General features: G+C 53.3%; 18 protein-coding genes. 6 read left to right on the top strand and 12 right to left on the bottom strand.

Translation table 11 applies throughout. The annotated features are described in order from the left end of the window. Nucleotides 1-91: 91 nt before the first annotated feature. The 3 genes from pspG to ACVXHP_RS19950 form a co-directional block, all read right to left on the bottom strand. Nucleotides 92-334, bottom strand: coding sequence for an envelope stress response protein PspG (gene pspG / locus ACVXHP_RS19960; protein WP_003031713.1), 243 nt, complete (start codon nucleotides 332-334; stop codon nucleotides 92-94). 133 nt (nucleotides 335-467) lie between these two features. After that, nucleotides 468-1,466: a tRNA dihydrouridine(20/20a) synthase DusA gene (gene dusA, locus ACVXHP_RS19955; RefSeq protein WP_316129323.1), complete on the bottom strand. Its 999-nt coding sequence runs from the start codon at nucleotides 1,464-1,466 to the stop codon at nucleotides 468-470. A 106-nt stretch (nucleotides 1,467-1,572) separates the two neighbouring features. Continuing rightward, complete coding sequence (locus ACVXHP_RS19950; RefSeq protein WP_038636260.1) at nucleotides 1,573-2,061, bottom strand: cupin domain-containing protein; 489 nt, start codon at nucleotides 2,059-2,061, stop codon at nucleotides 1,573-1,575. A gap of 114 nt (nucleotides 2,062-2,175) precedes the next feature. Here ACVXHP_RS19950 and zur point away from each other — a divergent pair, with 114 nt between their 5' ends. Further along, the gene (zur, locus tag ACVXHP_RS19945; protein WP_316129322.1) at nucleotides 2,176-2,694 is read left to right on the top strand and encodes a zinc uptake transcriptional repressor Zur; all 519 of its coding nucleotides are present in this window, start codon (nucleotides 2,176-2,178) and stop codon (nucleotides 2,692-2,694) included. 41 nt (nucleotides 2,695-2,735) lie between these two features. On the opposite strand, the gene ACVXHP_RS19940 is transcribed toward zur, so the two are convergent. From ACVXHP_RS19940 to ACVXHP_RS19925, 4 genes are all read right to left on the bottom strand, one after another. Next, a complete protein-coding gene (locus tag ACVXHP_RS19940; protein WP_006688302.1) occupies nucleotides 2,736-2,945 on the bottom strand; it encodes a CsbD family protein in 210 nt (69 codons plus the stop codon). Between the two features lie 131 nt (nucleotides 2,946-3,076). After that, nucleotides 3,077-4,402, bottom strand: coding sequence for an MATE family efflux transporter DinF (gene dinF, locus ACVXHP_RS19935; RefSeq protein WP_204555783.1), 1,326 nt, complete (start codon nucleotides 4,400-4,402; stop codon nucleotides 3,077-3,079). A gap of 131 nt (nucleotides 4,403-4,533) precedes the next feature. Beyond that, a complete protein-coding gene (gene lexA / locus ACVXHP_RS19930; RefSeq protein ID WP_003826596.1) occupies nucleotides 4,534-5,142 on the bottom strand; it encodes a transcriptional repressor LexA in 609 nt (202 codons plus the stop codon). Nucleotides 5,143-5,251: 109 nt separating this feature from the next. After that, nucleotides 5,252-5,620, bottom strand: a complete 369-nt coding sequence (locus tag ACVXHP_RS19925) for a diacylglycerol kinase (protein ID WP_003826594.1) — start codon at nucleotides 5,618-5,620, stop codon at nucleotides 5,252-5,254. 171 nt (nucleotides 5,621-5,791) lie between these two features. Between ACVXHP_RS19925 and plsB the strand changes: the two genes are divergently transcribed. Further along, nucleotides 5,792-8,212, top strand: coding sequence for a glycerol-3-phosphate 1-O-acyltransferase PlsB (gene plsB / locus ACVXHP_RS19920; RefSeq protein ID WP_200009383.1), 2,421 nt, complete (start codon nucleotides 5,792-5,794; stop codon nucleotides 8,210-8,212). Nucleotides 8,213-8,271: 59 nt separating this feature from the next. Here the strand turns inward: plsB and ubiA are convergent, their stop codons facing one another. The 5 genes from ubiA to malK all read right to left on the bottom strand — a co-directional run bounded on the left by ubiA (nucleotide 8,272) and on the right by malK (nucleotide 13,453). Further along, nucleotides 8,272-9,144 carry a 4-hydroxybenzoate octaprenyltransferase gene (gene ubiA / locus ACVXHP_RS19915; protein WP_003826589.1) on the bottom strand — a complete coding sequence of 291 codons (873 nt, stop codon included), beginning with the start codon at nucleotides 9,142-9,144 and terminating at the stop codon, nucleotides 8,272-8,274. A 13-nt stretch (nucleotides 9,145-9,157) separates the two neighbouring features. After that, on the bottom strand, nucleotides 9,158-9,655 hold the full coding sequence (ubiC, locus tag ACVXHP_RS19910; RefSeq protein ID WP_200009382.1) for a chorismate lyase: 498 nt from the start codon (nucleotides 9,653-9,655) through the stop codon (nucleotides 9,158-9,160). A 180-nt stretch (nucleotides 9,656-9,835) separates the two neighbouring features. Continuing rightward, on the bottom strand, nucleotides 9,836-10,783 hold the full coding sequence (malM, locus tag ACVXHP_RS19905) for a maltose operon protein MalM (RefSeq protein WP_316129321.1): 948 nt from the start codon (nucleotides 10,781-10,783) through the stop codon (nucleotides 9,836-9,838). A gap of 113 nt (nucleotides 10,784-10,896) precedes the next feature. After that, nucleotides 10,897-12,252, bottom strand: a complete 1,356-nt coding sequence (locus ACVXHP_RS19900) for a maltoporin (RefSeq protein ID WP_447572068.1) — start codon at nucleotides 12,250-12,252, stop codon at nucleotides 10,897-10,899. Between the two features lie 91 nt (nucleotides 12,253-12,343). After that, complete coding sequence (malK, locus tag ACVXHP_RS19895) at nucleotides 12,344-13,453, bottom strand: maltose/maltodextrin ABC transporter ATP-binding protein MalK (protein WP_304702859.1); 1,110 nt, start codon at nucleotides 13,451-13,453, stop codon at nucleotides 12,344-12,346. A 360-nt stretch (nucleotides 13,454-13,813) separates the two neighbouring features. On the opposite strand from malK, the gene malE reads away from it, so the two are divergent. From malE to xylE, 4 genes are all read left to right on the top strand, one after another. Next, nucleotides 13,814-15,004: a maltose/maltodextrin ABC transporter substrate-binding protein MalE gene (gene malE / locus ACVXHP_RS19890; protein WP_304702860.1), complete on the top strand. Its 1,191-nt coding sequence runs from the start codon at nucleotides 13,814-13,816 to the stop codon at nucleotides 15,002-15,004. A 186-nt stretch (nucleotides 15,005-15,190) separates the two neighbouring features. After that, nucleotides 15,191-16,735 (top strand): maltose ABC transporter permease MalF, encoded by a 1,545-nt coding sequence (gene malF, locus ACVXHP_RS19885; protein WP_447572067.1) that lies wholly within the window; start codon nucleotides 15,191-15,193, stop codon nucleotides 16,733-16,735. Nucleotides 16,736-16,749: 14 nt separating this feature from the next. Next, nucleotides 16,750-17,640 carry a maltose ABC transporter permease MalG gene (malG, locus tag ACVXHP_RS19880; RefSeq protein ID WP_200009376.1) on the top strand — a complete coding sequence of 297 codons (891 nt, stop codon included), beginning with the start codon at nucleotides 16,750-16,752 and terminating at the stop codon, nucleotides 17,638-17,640. A 323-nt stretch (nucleotides 17,641-17,963) separates the two neighbouring features. After that, on the top strand, nucleotides 17,964-19,439 hold the full coding sequence (xylE, locus tag ACVXHP_RS19875) for a D-xylose transporter XylE (protein WP_137370413.1): 1,476 nt from the start codon (nucleotides 17,964-17,966) through the stop codon (nucleotides 19,437-19,439). The last annotated feature ends 31 nt before the right edge of the window (nucleotides 19,440-19,470 follow it).

Below are 19,470 nucleotides of genomic sequence, written 5' to 3'. Positions count from 1 at the left end.
TCGTTAACCTGGCAATAGTGACAGATTTGATAATCAATTCCTATTTGGTTCTAAAGGCAATGTTTCAGGTTGTGACGGACCACTCAATACCTTAGTAAAATCGGCGGTTATTGCGCTGATACTGTGGGACTTTTGGCGCTTTTATCGCCTTGATCACCCACACCACGGCAACGGCCAATAGCAGCCAGGGCAACAGTTTAATCATCAAGGCAAATAGTCCGCCCAAAAACATCACGGCGGTGGCTACCACCAGCGCGGCCAGCACCCCCAGCAACGATACGCCAGTGACCATCAGCATGATAAAAAATCCAATCACAAAAAGTAGTTCCAGCATGGCTCTCTCCCGAAATGAAATACTCTCCATTCCATTACAAGAAACGTGCCAAAGTTAATCTACTGATTTGTAAACAAAACGCCCTGTGACAAAGCACAGGGTGTGGTGAAATTAACTAACTTTTAGTGAGAAACTAACGCTTATCGGCCACCAGCTTCAACGCGTGTTCCAGAACGTTAATATCGGCTCCGGCTTTATGCGCGTTCTCACTCAGGTAACGACGCCATTGACGTGCCCCTGGAATCCCCTGAAACAGTCCCAGCATATGGCGCGTTACATGCCCCAAATAGGTTCCCTGACTCAGTTCACGCTCAATATAGGGGTACATGGCACGCACCACGGCGACCGGATCGGCATCATGTGTCACGGCAGCAAAAATTTCGCGGTCAACCGACGCCAGAATTCCGGGGTTTTGATAGGCCTCACGCCCCACCATCACGCCATCCATATGTTGCAGATGCTTTTTCGCTTCTTCCAGCGATTTAATGCCGCCGTTGATCGACATCGTCAGATGCGGGAAATCACGCTTTAACTGATAAACACGGTCATAATCCAGCGGTGGGATCTCGCGGTTTTCTTTCGGACTTAACCCGGACAGCCAGGCCTTGCGGGCATGGATGATAAACATCTCGCATTCGCCGTTGCCAGATACCGTGTTGATGAAATCGCACAGGAATTCGTAGCTGTCCTGATCATCAATGCCGATTCGGGTCTTCACCGTAACCGGAATCGACACCACATCGCGCATCGCCTTGACGCAATCGGCGACCAGTTGCGCATTCCCCATCAGACAGGCGCCAAACATGCCATTCTGTACGCGGTCGGAAGGACAACCCACGTTGAGGTTAATTTCGTCATAGCCCCGCTGTTCAGCGAGCTTCGCACACTGCGCCAGCGCAGCCGGATCGCTCCCGCCCAGTTGCAACGCGACCGGATGTTCTTCTTCGCTATACGCCAGATAATCGCCTTTACCATGAATGATCGCGCCGGTGGTCACCATCTCCGTATAAAGCAGCGTCTGGCGGGACAGTAAACGCAAAAAGTAGCGGCAATGTCTGTCCGTCCAGTCGAGCATCGGCGCGATAGAAAAACGATGAGCGGGAAAAGCGGTAGACTGAGATTCAGGCAGCATGGCGAATATTCAAGCATCCGGTTAAAAAAGGGGCGCTACTATAGCATAGACCGATGTGATAGTGCGCCCCATCATCGTGGCTCCCACAGCATATTCTCACAGAGCGTTATTTGCGCCCCGGCTTGCCGTCATGTGGGCCAAAAAACTGCGGCGGATGGTCAACCCAGCGATCCTCGCGCGTGGCGGCATAGACCGGGTTAAGCGGGTAATAAATGCGATTATATTTTTTGTTTGCCTCACCCACGACCAGCAGGCGCACCTCTTCACTGGTGTTATTGATAAAGGTGTGGCACACCCCGGTTCCTGCCGGAAAACCGACGCTGTCGCCAGGTTCGAGCTTCCATAAATAGCCGTTGATCCAGGCTTCAGGATAGCCTTCCAGCACATAGATAAACTCTTCTTCATCGCTTTCCGCATGAGGATAAGATGTGCGACGCCCCGGCGGCAGGCGTTCATGATGAATACCTAGTCTGCCTAACCCCAGTTTACGGGCAAGCGGCGCGCCAATAGCAAAAAGTTCATTGCTGTCGGGGTAGGTGGAGTCATCAGCCCCCTCCACCTCTCGCCAGTGGCGAATACAGTCGGGTCTTTTCATGTTGATTCTCCAGAATACGATGCGTCAGGTATAGCACACAGCGGCGGATCTCGGCGTTTTAAGCAGAACATGATAAAGTAAGGGATTAACCTTTCACACAAATCGAGGCGCCAAATGGACAAAACCACCACGCAGGAGTTATTGGCTCAAGCTGAAAAGCTCTGTGCGCAACGCAACGTGCGGCTAACGCCGCAGCGCCTCGAAGTGCTGCGCCTGATGAGCCTGCAGGAAGGTGCAATCAGCGCTTACGATCTGCTCGACCTGCTACGGGAAACCGAGCCACAGGCCAAGCCGCCGACCGTTTATCGTGCGCTCGATTTTCTGCTGGAACAAGGTTTTGTACATAAAGTGGAATCGACCAACAGTTACATGCTGTGTCACCTGTTCGATCAACCGACCCACAGTTCTGCGATGTTTATTTGCGATCGCTGTGGCGTGGTAAAAGAAGAGTGTGCGGAAGGTGTGGAAGACATTATGCATATGCTGGCGGCAAAAATGGGTTTTGCTCTGCGGCATAACGTGATTGAAGCTCACGGGCTGTGCCCGGCATGCGTGGAGGTTGAAGCCTGTCGCCATCCTGGAGAATGCCAGCATGACCACTCAATTTTGGTGAAAAAGAAAGTCGGTCGCTAAGCAAAAGAGCGTACATCCTTGTACTCTCAGGAGGGGACTAATTACCAGCGGTAATCGTTGCGGGTTTCCCAATCAGTAACTTCTTTCTCCGCCTGATCTTTTGCGTAACCGTAACGCTCCTGGACTTTACCGACCAGTTGGTCACGTTTGCCTTCAATGACCGTCATATCATCGTCGGTCAGTTTGCCCCATTGCTCTTTCACTTTACCTTTGAACTGTTTCCAGTTGCCGCCGACTTCGTCTTTATTCATCATCAAATCCTCATCGTTAGGTTGTGAATAGCCAGAGTATCTCGTCCAACTCCGCTATCTTTTCTGCTGGACGTGATAATAAGTGTAGTCACTGATTCGGCATTCGACTCACTATTCAGAATTTTTAACCGTCAGGCTTCAACGAACCACGTCCCGTTGCGCCAGTGACGTCGCCAGATAAAGGCCAGTGAAAGCCCGCGCAGGGCGAGAAACACGGTGAGCGCCAGCCACAAGCCGTGGTTACCCAGCAGTGGTAAAGCCAGCAACGTTAATGCGAATCCCGCGGCGGCAACGGCCATGCTGTTGCGCATTTCTGCAGCCCGTGTTGCGCCGATAAACATACCGTCCAGCAAATAACACCAGACGCCAACCAGCGGCAAAATCACCTGCCAGATAAGATAGCGATCGGCCAGCAGTTGTATCTGCGGGAGCGAAGTCAGCAACGCGATAATGTGCTCGCCAAACAGGGCATAAACCAGCGAAAACAGAATCGCCACAAGACCGGACTGTCGACAGGCTGCGCGCCAGACATCCAGTAACTGGCTGCCATCCCTTGCGCCATAGGCCTGACCAGAATGCGCTTCAACGGCGTAGGCGAACCCGTCCAGCGCGTAGGCGGTAAAGGTCAGTAAGGTCATCAGAACAGCATTTACCGCAATGATATCGCTCCCCAGACGCGCACCCAGCACCGTAATGGCACCAAAACAGAGCTGCAGCAACAGCGAGCGCAGCATGATGTCGCGGTTAAGCGCCAGTAACCGGCGGAAATTGCCACGCCACGCCTGTTTCAACATTGCCAGCGAAATTCCGCGCATATGCAGGACCTTGCGGACCATTAACAGACCGATCAGCAAGGTGGCGTATTCGGCGATGACCGTCGCCAGCGCCGCGCCCTGCACGTTCATATGCAGGCCCATCACCAGCCACAAATCGAGCACAATGTTGAGAACATTACCGACAATCAGCAGGATAACCGGCGCTCGCGCATACTGAACGCCAAGCAGCCAGCCGAGCAGCACCAGATTCGCCAGCGAGGCGGGGGCGCTTAACCAACGGATTTCCAGGAAACGTCGGGCCTGCTCCAGTACGGCTTCACTGCCGCCGACAATATGCAGGGCCAGATCGATAATCGGCGTACGAAACAGTGCAATAAGCAGCCCCGCCCCCAGCGCCAGCATTAGCGGTTGCACCAGCGCACGCGCCAGTGCCTGCGGATTTTTCGCGCCAAATGCCTGGGCGGTAAGGCCGGTGGTGCTCATGCGTAAAAAAAGCAGCAGCATAAAGAGAAAACTGGTCGCGGTGGCGCCAACGGCAACGCCGCCAAGATAGACCGGACTGTCCAGATGACCAATGACCGCGGTATCGACCAATCCCAGCAAGGGAACGGTGATATTGGAGAAGATCATCGGTAAGGCTAGACGCCAGAGTGCTTTGTCGGAGGAGGTAAAGAAAGGCATGAAATAGCGCCTGAAAAGAAGTTAGACGTACTGGAAGATGTTGTCCATGCCCGGTAAGCGCAGCGCCACCGGGCACGTTGCCGGATGACGACGCAAACGTCTTATCCGGCTGTCGGGAAAGCAACCTGTGATTACAGCCATTCACCGTTACGAATGACGCCAACAGCCAGCCCTTCGATGGTGAAGTTTTGCTCGCGCAGGTCGACCACAATGGGTTTGAATTCGCTGTTTTCTGGCAGGAGTTCAACCTTGTTGCCCTGTTTTTTCAGGCGCTTCACCGTCACTTCGTCGTCAATGCGCGCGACGACAACCTGGCCGTTACGCACATCCTGTGTTTTATGCACGGCCAGCAAATCACCGTCCATAATCCCGATATCTTTCATCGACATACCGCTGACGCGCAGCAGAAAATCGGCGTTCGGTTTGAACAGTGAAGGATCGACCTGATAATGGCCTTCGATGTGTTGCTGCGCCAGAAGTGGCTCACCTGCCGCAACGCGCCCGACAAGCGGTAAACCTTCTTCTTCTTCCTGCAACAGACGAATACCACGCGATGCGCCGGATACAATTTCCAGCACACCTTTACGCGCCAGCGCTTTCAGATGTTCTTCAGCAGCGTTTGGGGAACGGAACCCCAAACGCTGCGCGATCTCCGCACGCGTCGGTGGCATACCTGTCTGGCTGATGTGATCTCTAATAAGATCAAACACCTCTTGCTGCCTGGCCGTTAACGCTTTCATTCCGCCCCCTGGGTGTATATACAGTTATGCTGTGAGTATATACAGCTAAAGGTGATTTTGGAACCGCAAACTGCACAAAAAACAGGAGAATGATGAAGTTGTGGAATCTTTATCGCAAATGCGACCACAACAGGATGCCCCAGGTGATCAGGGCGACAAAAATGGACAGTAGTACCGCCGCCGACCCCATGTCTTTCGCACGACCAGACAGTTCGTGGTACTCGGAGCCGATACGATCAACCACCGCCTCAATCGCACTGTTGAGAATTTCAACGATCATCACCAGCATCACGGAACCGATCAGCAACACGCGCGTAATGGCGTCGACGTCCAGCCAGCAGGCGATGGCAACGCCTAGCAGAACGGCAACGCTTTCCTGGCGAAATGCCGCCTCATTAATCCATGCGGCGCGAAAACCTTTCCAGGAATAGCCTGCTGCTTTGATAATTCGGGTGAATCCAGTGGTATTATTGGCCATCAAAAAGAACCTTTTTACATTATTAGCGTCAATGTCATTGTAACGTTACCCCGTTTGTTTCAGGGTGTGGCAAAGCAGCGCGAAGTATGACCGGATACACCAGAAATTCACTAAACTTTCTGATATCCTTGCAGCGCATTTGCATTATTAACCAGAGGCTTTACATCGTTTATGTCCGGCTGGCCACGAATTTACTACAAATTACTGAATTTACCATTAAGCGTGCTGGTAAAAAGCAAGTCTATTCCGGCGGAACCTGCACCGGAATTGGGGCTCGATACTTCTCGCCCCATTATGTACGTCCTACCGTACAACTCCAAAGCAGACTTGCTGACGCTGCGCGCCCAATGTCTGGCGCACGATCTCCCGGATCCCCTGGAACCGCTGGAGATAGACGGAACTCTACTGCCGCGCTACGTGTTTATTCACGGCGGTCCACGTGTATTTACCTATTACACGCCAAAAGAAGAGTCCATTAAGCTGTTCCATAACTATCTCGACTTGCATCGCAGCAATCCAGACCTGGATGTGCAGATGGTGCCGGTTTCGGTGATGTTTGGTCGTGCGCCCGGGCGCGAAAAAGGCGAGGTCAACCCGCCGCTGCGTATGCTGAACGGCGTACAAAAATTCTTTGCTGTGTCCTGGCTGGGTCGCGACAGCTTTGTCCGCTTCTCCCCGTCGGTTTCCCTGCGTCGCATGGCGGATGAACACGGTACAGATAAAATTATCGCCCAGAAGCTGGCGCGCGTAGCGCGTATGCACTTTGCGCGCCAACGCCTGGCCGCTGTCGGTCCGCGCCTCCCTGCCCGTCAGGATCTGTTTAACAAACTGTTGGCCTCAAAAGCTATCGCGCGTGCGGTAGAAGATGAAGCGCGCAGTAAAAAAATCTCCCACGAAAAAGCGCAGCAAAATGCGATAGCGCTGATGGAAGAGATTGCCGCCAACTTCTCCTACGAGATGATCCGTCTGACAGACCGTATTCTGGGCTTTACCTGGAACCGTCTGTATCAGGGGATTAACGTTCATAATGCAGAGCGTGTACGCCAGTTGGCGCACGATGGGCACGAAATCGTCTATGTTCCGTGCCATCGCAGCCATATGGACTATATGCTGCTGTCGTACGTGCTGTACCATCAGGGTCTGGTTCCGCCGCACATCGCGGCAGGCATCAACCTGAACTTCTGGCCAGCAGGCCCGATTTTCCGCCGTCTGGGCGCGTTCTTTATTCGTCGTACCTTCAAAGGCAATAAGCTTTATTCCACCGTTTTCCGCGAATATCTGGGCGAGTTGTTCAGCCGCGGCTACTCGGTTGAGTACTTTGTCGAAGGCGGTCGTTCGCGTACCGGACGTTTGCTCGACCCGAAAACCGGCACCCTGTCGATGACCATTCAGGCGATGCTGCGCGGCGGTACGCGTCCGATTACCCTCGTACCGATCTACATCGGCTACGAGCACGTAATGGAAGTGGGCACGTATGCGAAAGAACTGCGTGGCGCGACGAAAGAGAAAGAGAGCCTGCCGCAAATGCTGCGTGGCTTAAGCAAGCTGCGTAATCTGGGTCAGGGCTACGTCAACTTTGGCGAGCCGATGCCATTGATGACTTACCTCAACCAGCATGTGCCGGAGTGGCGTGAATCTATCGATCCTATCGAGTCTATCCGCCCTGCCTGGCTGACGCCGACGGTAAATAACATTGCCGCCGATCTGATGGTACGCATTAACAACGCAGGCGCGGCCAACGCCATGAACCTGTGCTGTACCGCGTTACTGGCTTCCCGCCAGCGCTCTCTGACCCGTGAGCAATTGACTGAACAACTCGATTGCTATCTGAGTCTGCTGCGCAACGTACCGTATGCCTCAGATGCGACGGTTCCTGCGCAGAGCGCCAGTGAGCTGATTGACCATGCCTTGCAGATGAACAAGTTTGAGGTCGAGAAAGACACCATCGGCGACATCATCATTCTGCCGCGCGAGCAGGCGGTATTGATGACGTACTACCGCAACAACATTGCGCATATGCTGGTTCTGCCTTCGTTGATGGCGGCCATCGTAACCCAGCATCGTCATATTTCACGCGCCGCGCTGCAACAGCATATTGAAGCGCTGTACCCGATGCTGAAAGCGGAGCTGTTCCTGCGCTGGGAGCGTGACGAACTTGCAGGTGTGATCGACGAACTGGCCAGCGAAATGCAGCGTCAGGGACTCATTACCCTGGACGATGACGAACTGCATATCAATCCGGCCCGTTCCCGTACGCTACAGCTGCTGGCGGCGGGTGCTCGTGAGACGTTGCAGCGCTACGCCATTACCTTCTGGCTGCTGAGCGCTAACCCGTCTATCAACCGTGGTACGCTGGAGAAAGAGAGCCGCACCGTGGCTCAGCGTCTTTCCGTCCTGCACGGCATAAACGCGCCGGAATTCTTCGACAAGGCCGTGTTCAGCTCTCTGGTTCTGACGCTGCGTGACGAGGGATACATCAGCGATACCGGAGATGCCGAACCGGAAGAGACGATGAAGATCTATCAGATGCTGGCCGAACTGGTCACGTCGGATGTGCGTCTGACCATCGAGAGCGCCACACAAGGCGAGTAAGCATAAAAAAACCGGTCGAAATGAAATGACCGGTTTTTATTTTGCAGGCTAAGCCAAACTCAAAAATGCCAGTAGCTCATTGCCAGGCCTAAGAACAACACCAGACCGACATAGTTATTGTTCATAAACGCCTTAAAGCAGGCGTCACGCTCACGGTTGACGATCAGTTTCTGCTGATACACAAACAGCGCCCCTGCCACTAACAGAGACCAGTAATAGCCCAGTCCCAACCCGTTTAGCCAACCCACCAGCGCCATCAGTACCAGCACGCCCACCTGCAGAATACCAATGATTAGCTTGTCGTTCTGGCCGAACAGAATCGCGGTCGATTTAATACCAATCTTGAGGTCATCATCGCGGTCAACCATGGCGTACTGCGTATCATAGGCCACAGCCCAGAGGATATTAGCAAGGAACATCAGCCAGCAGCTCAGCGGGACGGACTCGCTCACGGCGGCGAACGCCATCGGGATCGACCAGCCAAACGCCGCCCCCAGCACCACCTGCGGCAGATGCGTATAGCGCTTCATAAACGGGTAAACCCACGCCAGCGCTAACGCCGCAACGGACAACAAAATGGTCATCGTATTAAGGGTCAGGACCAGCAGGAAGGCCAGCAATACCAATACCACAAACAGCGTTCGGGCTTCTTTCTCGGTGACAGCCCCGCTCGGCAGAGGCCGATTCGCGGTACGTTTAACGTGGCCGTCAAACTTCCTGTCGGCATAGTCATTCACCACGCATCCGGCGGCGCGCATTAACCATACGCCGGCGACAAAAACCGCCAGGATCCACAATTGCGGCATGCCAGGAGTTGCTACCCATAACGCCCACAGCGTAGGCCACAGCAGCAGTAAGGCGCCGATTGGCTTATCCGTACGCATCAAGCGGTGAAACGCCAGCAGCTTATTCTGCGTCAGACTCCACTCCATCTTTATCTTCCTCTCAGTACAACGGCGATGCAGGTAGAAAAAGCTCGGTAAGCATCAACGGCTTACCGCTCAGCCGCAGGCGGGAACGACGCCCCCACAGCGCTGCATCCTGGCCAATCTCAATAAAATCTCGAGTCAATGTTGATGACGTAAACAGGTAGCGTCCGAGCGGGGTTTTCCCCAGGTTTTGTAAGGCCAGTTCAGGGCCACACAGGGTGGATTCAGGCACCACGGTACGCCCGGCAAGCCAGGGTTCACCATCCGCGCATAACAGGATTTCGCGTAACCAATAGCGGGACTCTTTAGGCAGCAGCGTCAGTTCTTCAGCCACCTCATTTTGCCCAACGAACGCTTCGCGAATCAACGTGACAGTGACGTCTTTTCCCTGCTGCTCAAAACGTTTGGTCATGGAATCTTCCAGTAACAACCAGTCGAGCAGTTGCGGGTCCAGCGCCGGGATCGCATCAAAATAACGCAGCGCACGCAGTTGCGTTAACGCAGGGTGTGGCATGCCTTACTCTCCGATTTATAACCTAAAGGCATTGTATCGCAGAAAAGGCATTACGGGGTGAGCAAACACGATTAAGTGATCGGCAGAGCAACATAAGCTTAACAATTCGCACCGAAGGATAAAAAAAGGTGCGCCAGGAGACGCACCAGTTGTTGCAAAATCAACAATGTGGGGAGATGTTTACCCCTTGCCTTTTACACTGCTGATAAAGGTGGATCGGGCTGATTTGGATCCCAGACGTTCAGCTTCATCAAGCAGCTTCAGCGCTTTATCAACATCGCCTTTCGCCACGGCATCCTTAATCGCCTGATTAAAATAGCTTTCGGTGTCGTTCAGCATCGGCTCACTTTTCTTCGCCGGCTGCGGCGCAGGAGCGGCAACCGCTGCTGCCGGAGCCGCATAAGTCACCGCAGGTGCTGCGGTATTGCCGACAGTGACGGGGCCTGGGCCGGAAGATCCAAACAGCGGCCCGACCAACACACTGGAGGAAGAGCTGGTTTTGACTTTTAATTTCAACAGACCATCGGTGGTATGCCGCGCGATCGGGTCCGGAATATCGGGAACGGCGTTACCGACGCCCTTGGCATAGGCTTTTGCCGGATCAAGCAGGGTCGTGGTCTGTTGGAGGTCTTGATCCGTCGTAAAGACCAGAACATAGAGCTTTTGCTGGCCCAGCGCTGGCGTCAACCGCATTACGCCTTCCAGACGATCGGCACTCATCACGCCGGGCTCCTGGTAGGTAAAATAGCTGCTGGGGAAGAACGCAGATGGCGTCATGTTCTGATCAAGAATTAAGACATTTGGCGCAAATACGCTGGTTTGTTTGTTTACTTCACTGGTCAGGGTCAGCGTCAGCTCGCCAATGTTGGCGGGAACGCTGTAGGCCACGACGTTACCGGTGATCCCCGGAACGTTCAGGCTTTGACCACCGGTGGAAATTTGGGTGGACTGAACTTTAGATTGATCAACCGGCGTCCAGGTTAACTGTTGCAACGCAGCTGTCGGAATAGCAGGCGCCGCGGTGGTGTTCTGCGGCACAATATTCACATCGGCCAGGCTGATGCCAGGTGCGCTGGCAAATAACCCTGCAGATAAACAAAGGGCAACGAGACTTTTCTTCATTTTCATTGTTATCACCTCAGATAGCATGGGTTCAGCGGTGGCCAGGCAATAGCGCGCTAAACCGTAATCAAGAGGGGCTTACGCCCCTCTTTCGGTCTTTACGTCAGGTTAGTGCTGAATTACCACCAGATTTCCATCTGAGCACCGAAGGACCACTCATCGCTGTCGCCACGGCTGGTGGTGCTGATACCAGAATTCGTTGCAGCTGCGTATTTGGTTACGTCGTTACCATTTTTGACGTAGCCCCACTCCTCATCCCATTTTGCATAAGTTGCGAAGACACGAATTGCCGGGCGGGACCAGATGCTGTCGCCAGCCTGCCATTGTTGCGCGAGGGTGATTTTGTACTGACTGTTGCGATCGCCGGTCTGCTGAGATTTGACGTTGTCGTAGCCGACTTCCATCAGGGTGCTCATGATTGGCGTCCATTTGTACATCGGGCGAATACCGACGGTGTACCATTCGGTACCCAGATCGTTATCCATATCGAGGTTCTGGTACATACCGACGTACATCAGGTCCCACTTGTCGCCCAGGGAGATGGCACCGTGGTCGAGAATACGAACCAGGCTACCGTTGTTATTAATCACGTTATTGGCGTAATTGGTTTTACTACCGTCAGGATTAGTGACGGTGAAGGAAGAAGAACCATAAGAACCCTGGTTCAGACCTTTACCCTGTGTGGTCATTGAGTCTGTCGCATACTGAACAACAAACTTGTTGTAGCCCTTCAGCATGCTCTGGGTATGTTCAGCGGTGAACATCCAGCCATCTTTTGATGCGCCGTCTGCCAGGCTGTAATCATCTGTCGTATTCGCACGACCGTAGTCAACACCCAGTTCCAACATACCATCAGTGTTTGTTGCCAATTGCGCTAAACGAACGTCAAATACGTCGTTAGCGGTGTCTTTGGTACGATCATAGATATTCTGGCTGCTGAACGCGTATGAACCACCCGCTTCCTGAGAACGGCTCGCGGCCAGAGACAGTTTACCGAAGCCCAGATCGATGTTTTCAATACCGGCACCAGGACCTGAAATATCCCAGTAGTAGAAGTCGATCATGTGCACGTCATGACGTTGGTAGAAGCGCTTACCAGCCCAGATAGTAGAGCCTGGCAGCCATTCAATCAGGTTTTTACCCTGCACGTTGGCTTCACGGAAGGCCGGGTCAGTCCCTTCCCAGTCATTCTGCTGTGCTACGGAGTAGGCGACGTTGGTGTCGAAGTAGAAGCTCTTATCGCCTTCTTTCCACACTTCCTGGCCTAATTTGATTTCCGCATAGGTTTCACATTCGTTACCGAGACGGTATTTACTTTGTGCACCTGTTGCCTGGAAACATTGTTGTTCGCCGCCACTACCCGTCCAGCCGATACCGGAACGAGCATAACCATGGAAATCTACAGCCATTGCCTGAACAGACATAATGCCTGCTGCCACAGCAACCGCCAGAGGAAGTTTGCGCAGAGTAATCATCGTTCTATCTCCTGAGATCATTGCTTTTCTTTAAACGCTGCCACCTTCTAAAACTGCGAATGGTTTTGCGTTTCGTTTTTTTATGGGGACCTTAAACGCCTGGCTCCAGGTGCAACCGACGACATGCAGTGCCATCCTCACGGAACAGATGGCAACGCTCTGGCGGCAGGCCGATAGCGAATGTGGCACCCTCTTCTACCAACACCACGTCGTTCTGGCGGTAAACCAGGTTTTGACGGATGGCGGGGATCTGGATATGAATTTGTGTTTCGTGACCAAGCTGCTCGACCACCTGGACTTCACCTTCGAGGGTGACATCGGCGATTTCACTGGGCAGCAGATGTTCCGGGCGGATACCTAAAGACATATTGGCGCCAACCTGAACGCGGGCACTGTCGACGGGTAACCAGACTTGCTGGCGGTTTGGTAATTCAACCTGCACCTGATCAATCGCCGTTGCGGTAACTTTCACCGGCAGGAAGTTCATCTTTGGCGAACCGATAAAGCCCGCGACAAAGCGGTCGGCAGGATAGTGGTACAGCTCCAGGGGTTTACCGACCTGCGCCACGCGACCGGCGTCCAGCACCACAATTTTGTCTGCCAGAGTCATCGCTTCGACCTGATCGTGGGTGACGTAAATCATCGTGCGGCCAAGACGTTTATGCAGGCGGGAGATTTCAATACGCATCTGGACGCGCAGCGCAGCGTCGAGGTTCGACAGCGGTTCGTCCAGCAGGAATACTCGCGGCTCGGCGACCAACGTACGGCCAATCGCCACGCGCTGACGTTGTCCGCCTGAAAGCGCTTTCGGTTTACGCTCCAGCAGGTGCGCCAGTTGCAGAACTTCGGCAACCTGATTAACGCGCTGGTTCATTACCTCTTTTTTCGCACCGGCCAGTTTGAGGCCGAACGACATGTTTTCCGCGACGGATAAATGGGGGTATAACGCATAGGACTGGAAGACCATACCCACACCGCGTTCGGCGGGCGGAATGTCGTTCATCCGGGTCTCCCCGATAAACAGGTCGCCACTGGTGATGGTTTCAAGTCCGGCGATCATACGCAGCAAGGTCGACTTACCACAGCCTGACGGTCCGACAAACACCACGAATTCCCCTTCGTGAATGTCGAGATTGATATCCTTCGATACCACCACGTCACCCCAGGCTTTCGTTACATTTCGTAGCTGTACGCTCGCCATGCCCTTCTCCCTTCGTTACAACCTGTCATCGACAGCAACATTCATGATGGACTGACTATGCGTTATCCCTTACGGGCGTGAATCCTCCACCCCCCAGCTTTTTTATGGGGGAGGAGGCGGGAGGATGAGAGAACAGCGTCTGAGACCCGGACCGTACGCCTCAGAGGAATTTCGTGATGCAGCTTGCAAAAATGGGTGGGTTTTTATGTGCGCCAGTGCGCAATACTCACATTTATGTAACACAGATCACATAAAGAGCGGGTGGGGCGTAGGAGTAAGGAGGATGGAAAGAGGTTGCCGTATAAAGAAACTAGTATCCGTTAAGCCACCTCTGCAAAATCACCAAACAGGATGGGAACTATGAATATCAAAACTGGCGCACGCATCCTCGCATTGTCTGCATTAACGACGATGATGTTTTCCGCCTCGGCTCTCGCCAAGATTGAAGAAGGTAAGCTGGTCATCTGGATTAACGGCGACAAAGGCTATAACGGCCTCGCTGAAGTGGGTAAAAAATTCGAGAAAGACACGGGTATCAAAGTTACCGTTGAGCACCCGGACAAGCTGGAAGAGAAGTTCCCGCAGGTTGCCGCGACTGGCGACGGCCCGGACATTATCTTCTGGGCGCATGACCGTTTTGGCGGCTACGCACAATCTGGCCTGCTGGCTGAAATCACCCCAGACAAAGCGTTCCAGGACAAGCTCTATCCGTTCACTTGGGATGCCGTACGCTATAACGGCAAGCTGATTGCTTACCCGATCGCGGTTGAAGCGCTCTCCCTGATTTACAACAAAGACCTCGTGCCGAACCCACCGAAAACCTGGGAAGAAATTCCGGCGTTGGATAAAGAGCTGAAAGCGAAAGGTAAATCCGCGCTGATGTTCAACCTGCAAGAACCGTACTTCACCTGGCCGCTGATTGCCGCCGACGGTGGTTACGCGTTCAAGTTTGAAAACGGCAAGTACGACGTGAAAGACGTGGGCGTGGATAGCGCTGGCGCGAAAGCGGGCCTGACCTTCCTGGTTGACCTGATCAAGAACAAACACATGAACGCGGATACCGACTACTCCATCGCTGAAGCAGCCTTTAACAAAGGCGATACCGCGATGACCATCAACGGTCCGTGGGCGTGGTCCAACATCGATAAGAGCAAGGTGAACTACGGCGTTACGCTGCTGCCGACCTTCAAAGGCAAGCCGTCTAAACCGTTCGTTGGCGTGCTGAGCGCCGGTATCAACGCCGCCAGCCCGAACAAAGAGCTGGCGAAAGAGTTCCTCGAAAACTACCTGCTGACCGACCAGGGTCTGGATGAAGTGAATAAGGACAAACCGCTGGGCGCGGTTGCGCTGAAATCCTTCCAGGATCAGTTAGCGAAAGACCCGCGTATCGCGGCCACCATGGATAACGCCCAGAAAGGCGAAATCATGCCGAACATCCCGCAGATGTCCGCATTCTGGTATGCCGTTCGTACCGCAGTGATCAACGCCGCCAGCGGTCGTCAGACCGTCGATGCCGCGCTGAAAGATGCGCAGGGCCGTATCACCAAGTAATACGGTTTCCCTTATTTCTTAGGGAATCAGGTTTATTGAATACGTTGTTACGCGAAATCATTCGCGCTACATCGAGGCGGCAAGGAGGCAAATCCCCAGAAGCTTACATAAGTAAGTGACTGGGGTGAGCTTCCGCAGCCAACAAAGAGGTAGTGCGAAGGATAAAGCGTAAAGAGGAAGATCCCCATGGATGTCATTAAAAAGAAACACTGGTGGCAAAGCGACATGCTGAAATGGTCAGTGATGGGTCTGCTTGGTCTGCTGGTCGGATACCTTGTTGTTTTGATGTACGCTCAGGGGGAGTACCTGTTTGCCATCATGACGCTGATTTTAAGCTCTGTTGGCCTGTATATTTTCGCTAACCGTAAAGCCTATGCCTGGCGCTATGTTTATCCTGGCGTGGCCGGTATGGGGCTGTTTGTCCTGTTTCCGCTCATTTGTACCATCGCCATTGCTTTTACCAACTACAGCAGCACCAACCAGCTGACCTTTGAACGTGCTCAACAAGTCCTGATGGATCGTTCTTATCAGGCAGGTAAAACCTACAACTTTGGCCTGTATCCGGTGGGTGATGAGTGGCAACTGGCCCTCACCGACGGTGAAACGGGAAAAAATTATGTTTCCGACGCCTTTAAATTTGGCGGCGAACAGAAGCTGCAGTTAAAAGAAATCGAAGCGCTGCCAGCGGGCGAACGTGCGACGCTGCGCATCATCACCCAGAATCGTCAGGCGCTGACCCAGCTAACGGCCATTCTGCCGGATGAAAGCAAAGTCATCATGAGTTCACTGCGTCAGTTCTCCGGTACGCAGCCGCTCTACTCTCTGGCCGATGATGGGACGCTCACCAACAACCAAAGCGGCGTGAAGTACCGCGCTAATAACGATATTGGTTATTATCAGGCCATTAACGCTGACGGTAGCTGGGGTACTGAAAAACTCAGCCCGGGCTATACCGTTACCATCGGCTGGGACAATTTCACCCGCGTCTTTACCGACGAGGGCATCCAGAAACCGTTCTTCGCCATCTTTGTCTGGACGGTCGTGTTCTCAGTCCTGACGGTGATTCTGACCGTGGCTGTGGGTATGGTGCTGGCCTGTCTGGTGCAGTGGGAATCGCTGAAGGGCAAAGCGATTTACCGCGTCCTGCTGATTCTGCCCTACGCCGTACCGTCGTTTATCTCGATTCTGATTTTCAAAGGGCTGTTCAACCAGAGTTTTGGTGAAATCAACATGATGCTCAGCGCGCTGTTTGGTATCAAGCCAGCCTGGTTCAGCGATCCAACCACCGCGCGTTCGATGATTATCATCGTCAACACCTGGCTGGGTTATCCGTACATGATGATCCTATGCATGGGGCTGCTGAAAGCGATTCCTGACGATCTGTATGAAGCCTCGGCAATGGATGGCGCGGGCCCGTTTCAGAACTTCTTTAAAATTACGTTACCGCTGCTGATCAAGCCGCTGACACCGCTGATGATCGCCAGCTTCGCCTTTAACTTTAATAACTTCGTGCTGATTCAACTGTTGACCAACGGCGGTCCGGACCGTCTCGGCACCACCACGCCAGCCGGTTACACCGACCTGCTCGTCAGCTACACCTATCGTATCGCCTTTGAAGGCGGCGGCGGTCAGGACTTCGGTCTGGCGGCGGCGATTGCCACGCTGATCTTCCTGCTGGTAGGCGCACTGGCCATCGTGAACCTGAAAGCCACGCGTATGAAGTTTGATTAAGGGAGACAACGAACATGGCTATGGTACAACCCAAATCTCAGAAACTGCGTCTCTTGACCACGCACCTGCTGCTGCTGATTTTTATCGCGGCGATCATGTTCCCGCTGCTGATGGTTATCGCTATCTCGCTGCGTGAAGGTAACTTTGCTACCGGCAGCCTGATCCCGGAAAAAATCTCCTGGGAACACTGGAAACTGGCGCTGGGCTTCAGCGTTGAGCACGCCGACGGCCGCGTCACTCCGCCGCCGTTCCCGGTGCTGCTGTGGCTGTGGAACTCGGTGAAAGTCGCCACCATTACTGCGATTGGTATTGTGACGCTTTCCACCACCTGTGCTTACGCCTTTGCCCGTATGCGCTTCCCGGGTAAAGCGACCCTGCTGAAAGGGATGCTGATTTTCCAGATGTTCCCGGCGGTACTGTCGCTGGTTGCCCTGTACGCGTTGTTTGACCGCCTGGGCCAGTACATTCCGTTTATCGGCCTGAACACTCACGGCGGGGTGATCTTCGCCTATCTCGGCGGTATCGCTCTGCATGTGTGGACAATTAAGGGCTATTTTGAAACCATCGACGGTTCGCTGGAAGAAGCGGCCGCGCTGGATGGCGCCACGCCGTGGCAGGCATTCCGCCTGGTACTGCTGCCGCTTTCCGTACCGATTCTGGCGGTGGTGTTTATTCTGTCATTCATTGCCGCTATTACCGAAGTACCGGTCGCGTCACTGCTGCTGCGTGATGTGAACAGCTACACCCTTGCGGTAGGTATGCAGCAGTACCTCAATCCACAGAACTACTTGTGGGGCGACTTTGCCGCCGCAGCTGTACTTTCAGCCATTCCGATTACTCTGGTGTTCCTGCTGGCACAGCGCTGGCTGGTCAACGGCCTGACGGCGGGTGGTGTGAAAGGTTAAGTTTTATCGAAGTACCTGCCCGGCAACGGGCAATGCCACTGCAACCCTCAACTTATGTTATCCCAACCTGTGACTGTTATTCGGCGCTCTACGGAGCGCCCTTTTTTATGTTATTTTGCATTGCTGTTACGATTATTTCCTTTCGTGGCCCCCATCACTGCAATTATATTTACCGCCTGAAAACAGACAAATTAAACAGAATTAAGATCACAGAAAAGACAAAACATAATTGCAATGTAAAAAATGATAATTGTCTTCCCTGCCTGTTAAATCCACCATCACGATACTGATCAAAAGAGCTGTATCCTCTAAGGCAGGTCTGAATGAACACCCAATATAATTCCAGTTATATTTTTTCGATTACATTAGTAGCAACATTAGGAGGGCTATTATTCGGCTACGACACTGCCGTCATATCCGGGACGGTAGAATCCTTAAATACCGTGTTTGTCGCCCCGCAACATTTAAGTGAATCCGCCGCTAACTCGCTATTGGGCTTTTGCGTCGCCAGCGCGTTGATTGGCTGCATCATCGGCGGTGCGCTGGGCGGTTATTGCAGTAACCGCTTTGGTCGTCGGGACTCGCTGAAAATCGCCGCCCTGCTGTTCTTTATTTCCGGTATTGGTTCCGCGTGGCCAGAATTAGGATTTACCACGATTAACCCAGATAATGCCGTGCCTGTTTATTTGGCCGGATACGTTCCCGAATTTGTTATTTATCGCATCATTGGTGGTATTGGCGTTGGTTTAGCCTCAATGCTCTCACCGATGTATATTGCAGAACTGGCTCCAGCGCATATTCGTGGGAAACTGGTTTCCTTTAACCAGTTCGCCATTATTTTTGGTCAACTGTTGGTGTATTGCGTTAACTATTTCATTGCCCGTTCCGGGGACGCTAACTGGCTAAATACCGATGGCTGGCGATATATGTTTGCTTCCGAAAGTATTCCCGCCCTGCTGTTTTTACTGCTGCTGTATACCGTACCGGAAAGCCCGCGCTGGCTGATGGCGCGTGGCAAACACGAGCAGGCGGAAGGCATTCTGCGCAAAATTATGGGCAACAGCCTCGCCACCCAGGCCATGCAGGAGATCAACCAGTCTCTGGAGCATGGTCGTAAAACCGGCGGGCGCCTGTTGATGTTTGGTGTGGGCGTTATCGTCATCGGCGTGATGCTGTCCATCTTCCAGCAGTTTGTCGGTATTAACGTCGTGCTCTACTACGCGCCGGAAGTGTTTAAAACGTTGGGGGCCAGCACCGACGTGGCGCTCTTGCAGACCATTATTGTCGGCGTAATCAACCTGAGCTTCACCGTGCTGGCAATCATGACGGTGGACAAATTTGGTCGTAAACCGCTGCAAATTATTGGCGCATTGGGTATGGCTATCGGTATGTTTAGCCTCGGTACCGCGTTTTACACCCAGGCTTCCGGGCTGATAGCGCTGCTGTCGATGCTGTTTTACGTCGCCGCATTCGCCATGTCCTGGGGACCGGTTTGTTGGGTGCTGCTGGCTGAAATCTTCCCGAACGCGATTCGTGGCAAAGCGCTCGCCATTGCCGTCGCCGCTCAGTGGCTGGCGAACTACTTCGTCTCCTGGACCTTCCCGATGATGGACAAAAATTCGTGGCTGGTTTCCCATTTCCACAACGGTTTCTCCTACTGGATTTACGGTTGTATGGGTATCCTGGCGGCGCTGTTTATGTGGAAGTTCGTGCCGGAAACCAAAGGCAAAACGCTGGAAGAACTTGAAGAACTGTGGGAACCCGCAGCAGAGAAAACCCAGCCAGCCTCTGCGCAGTAACCCTGACATGCAACACGCCGCAGCCGAATTG

The organism is Citrobacter freundii complex sp. 2025EL-00176, assembly GCF_053309355.1.
Note: the sequence above shows the minus strand (reverse complement) of the source record. Positions and strands in the feature narration are given on the sequence as shown.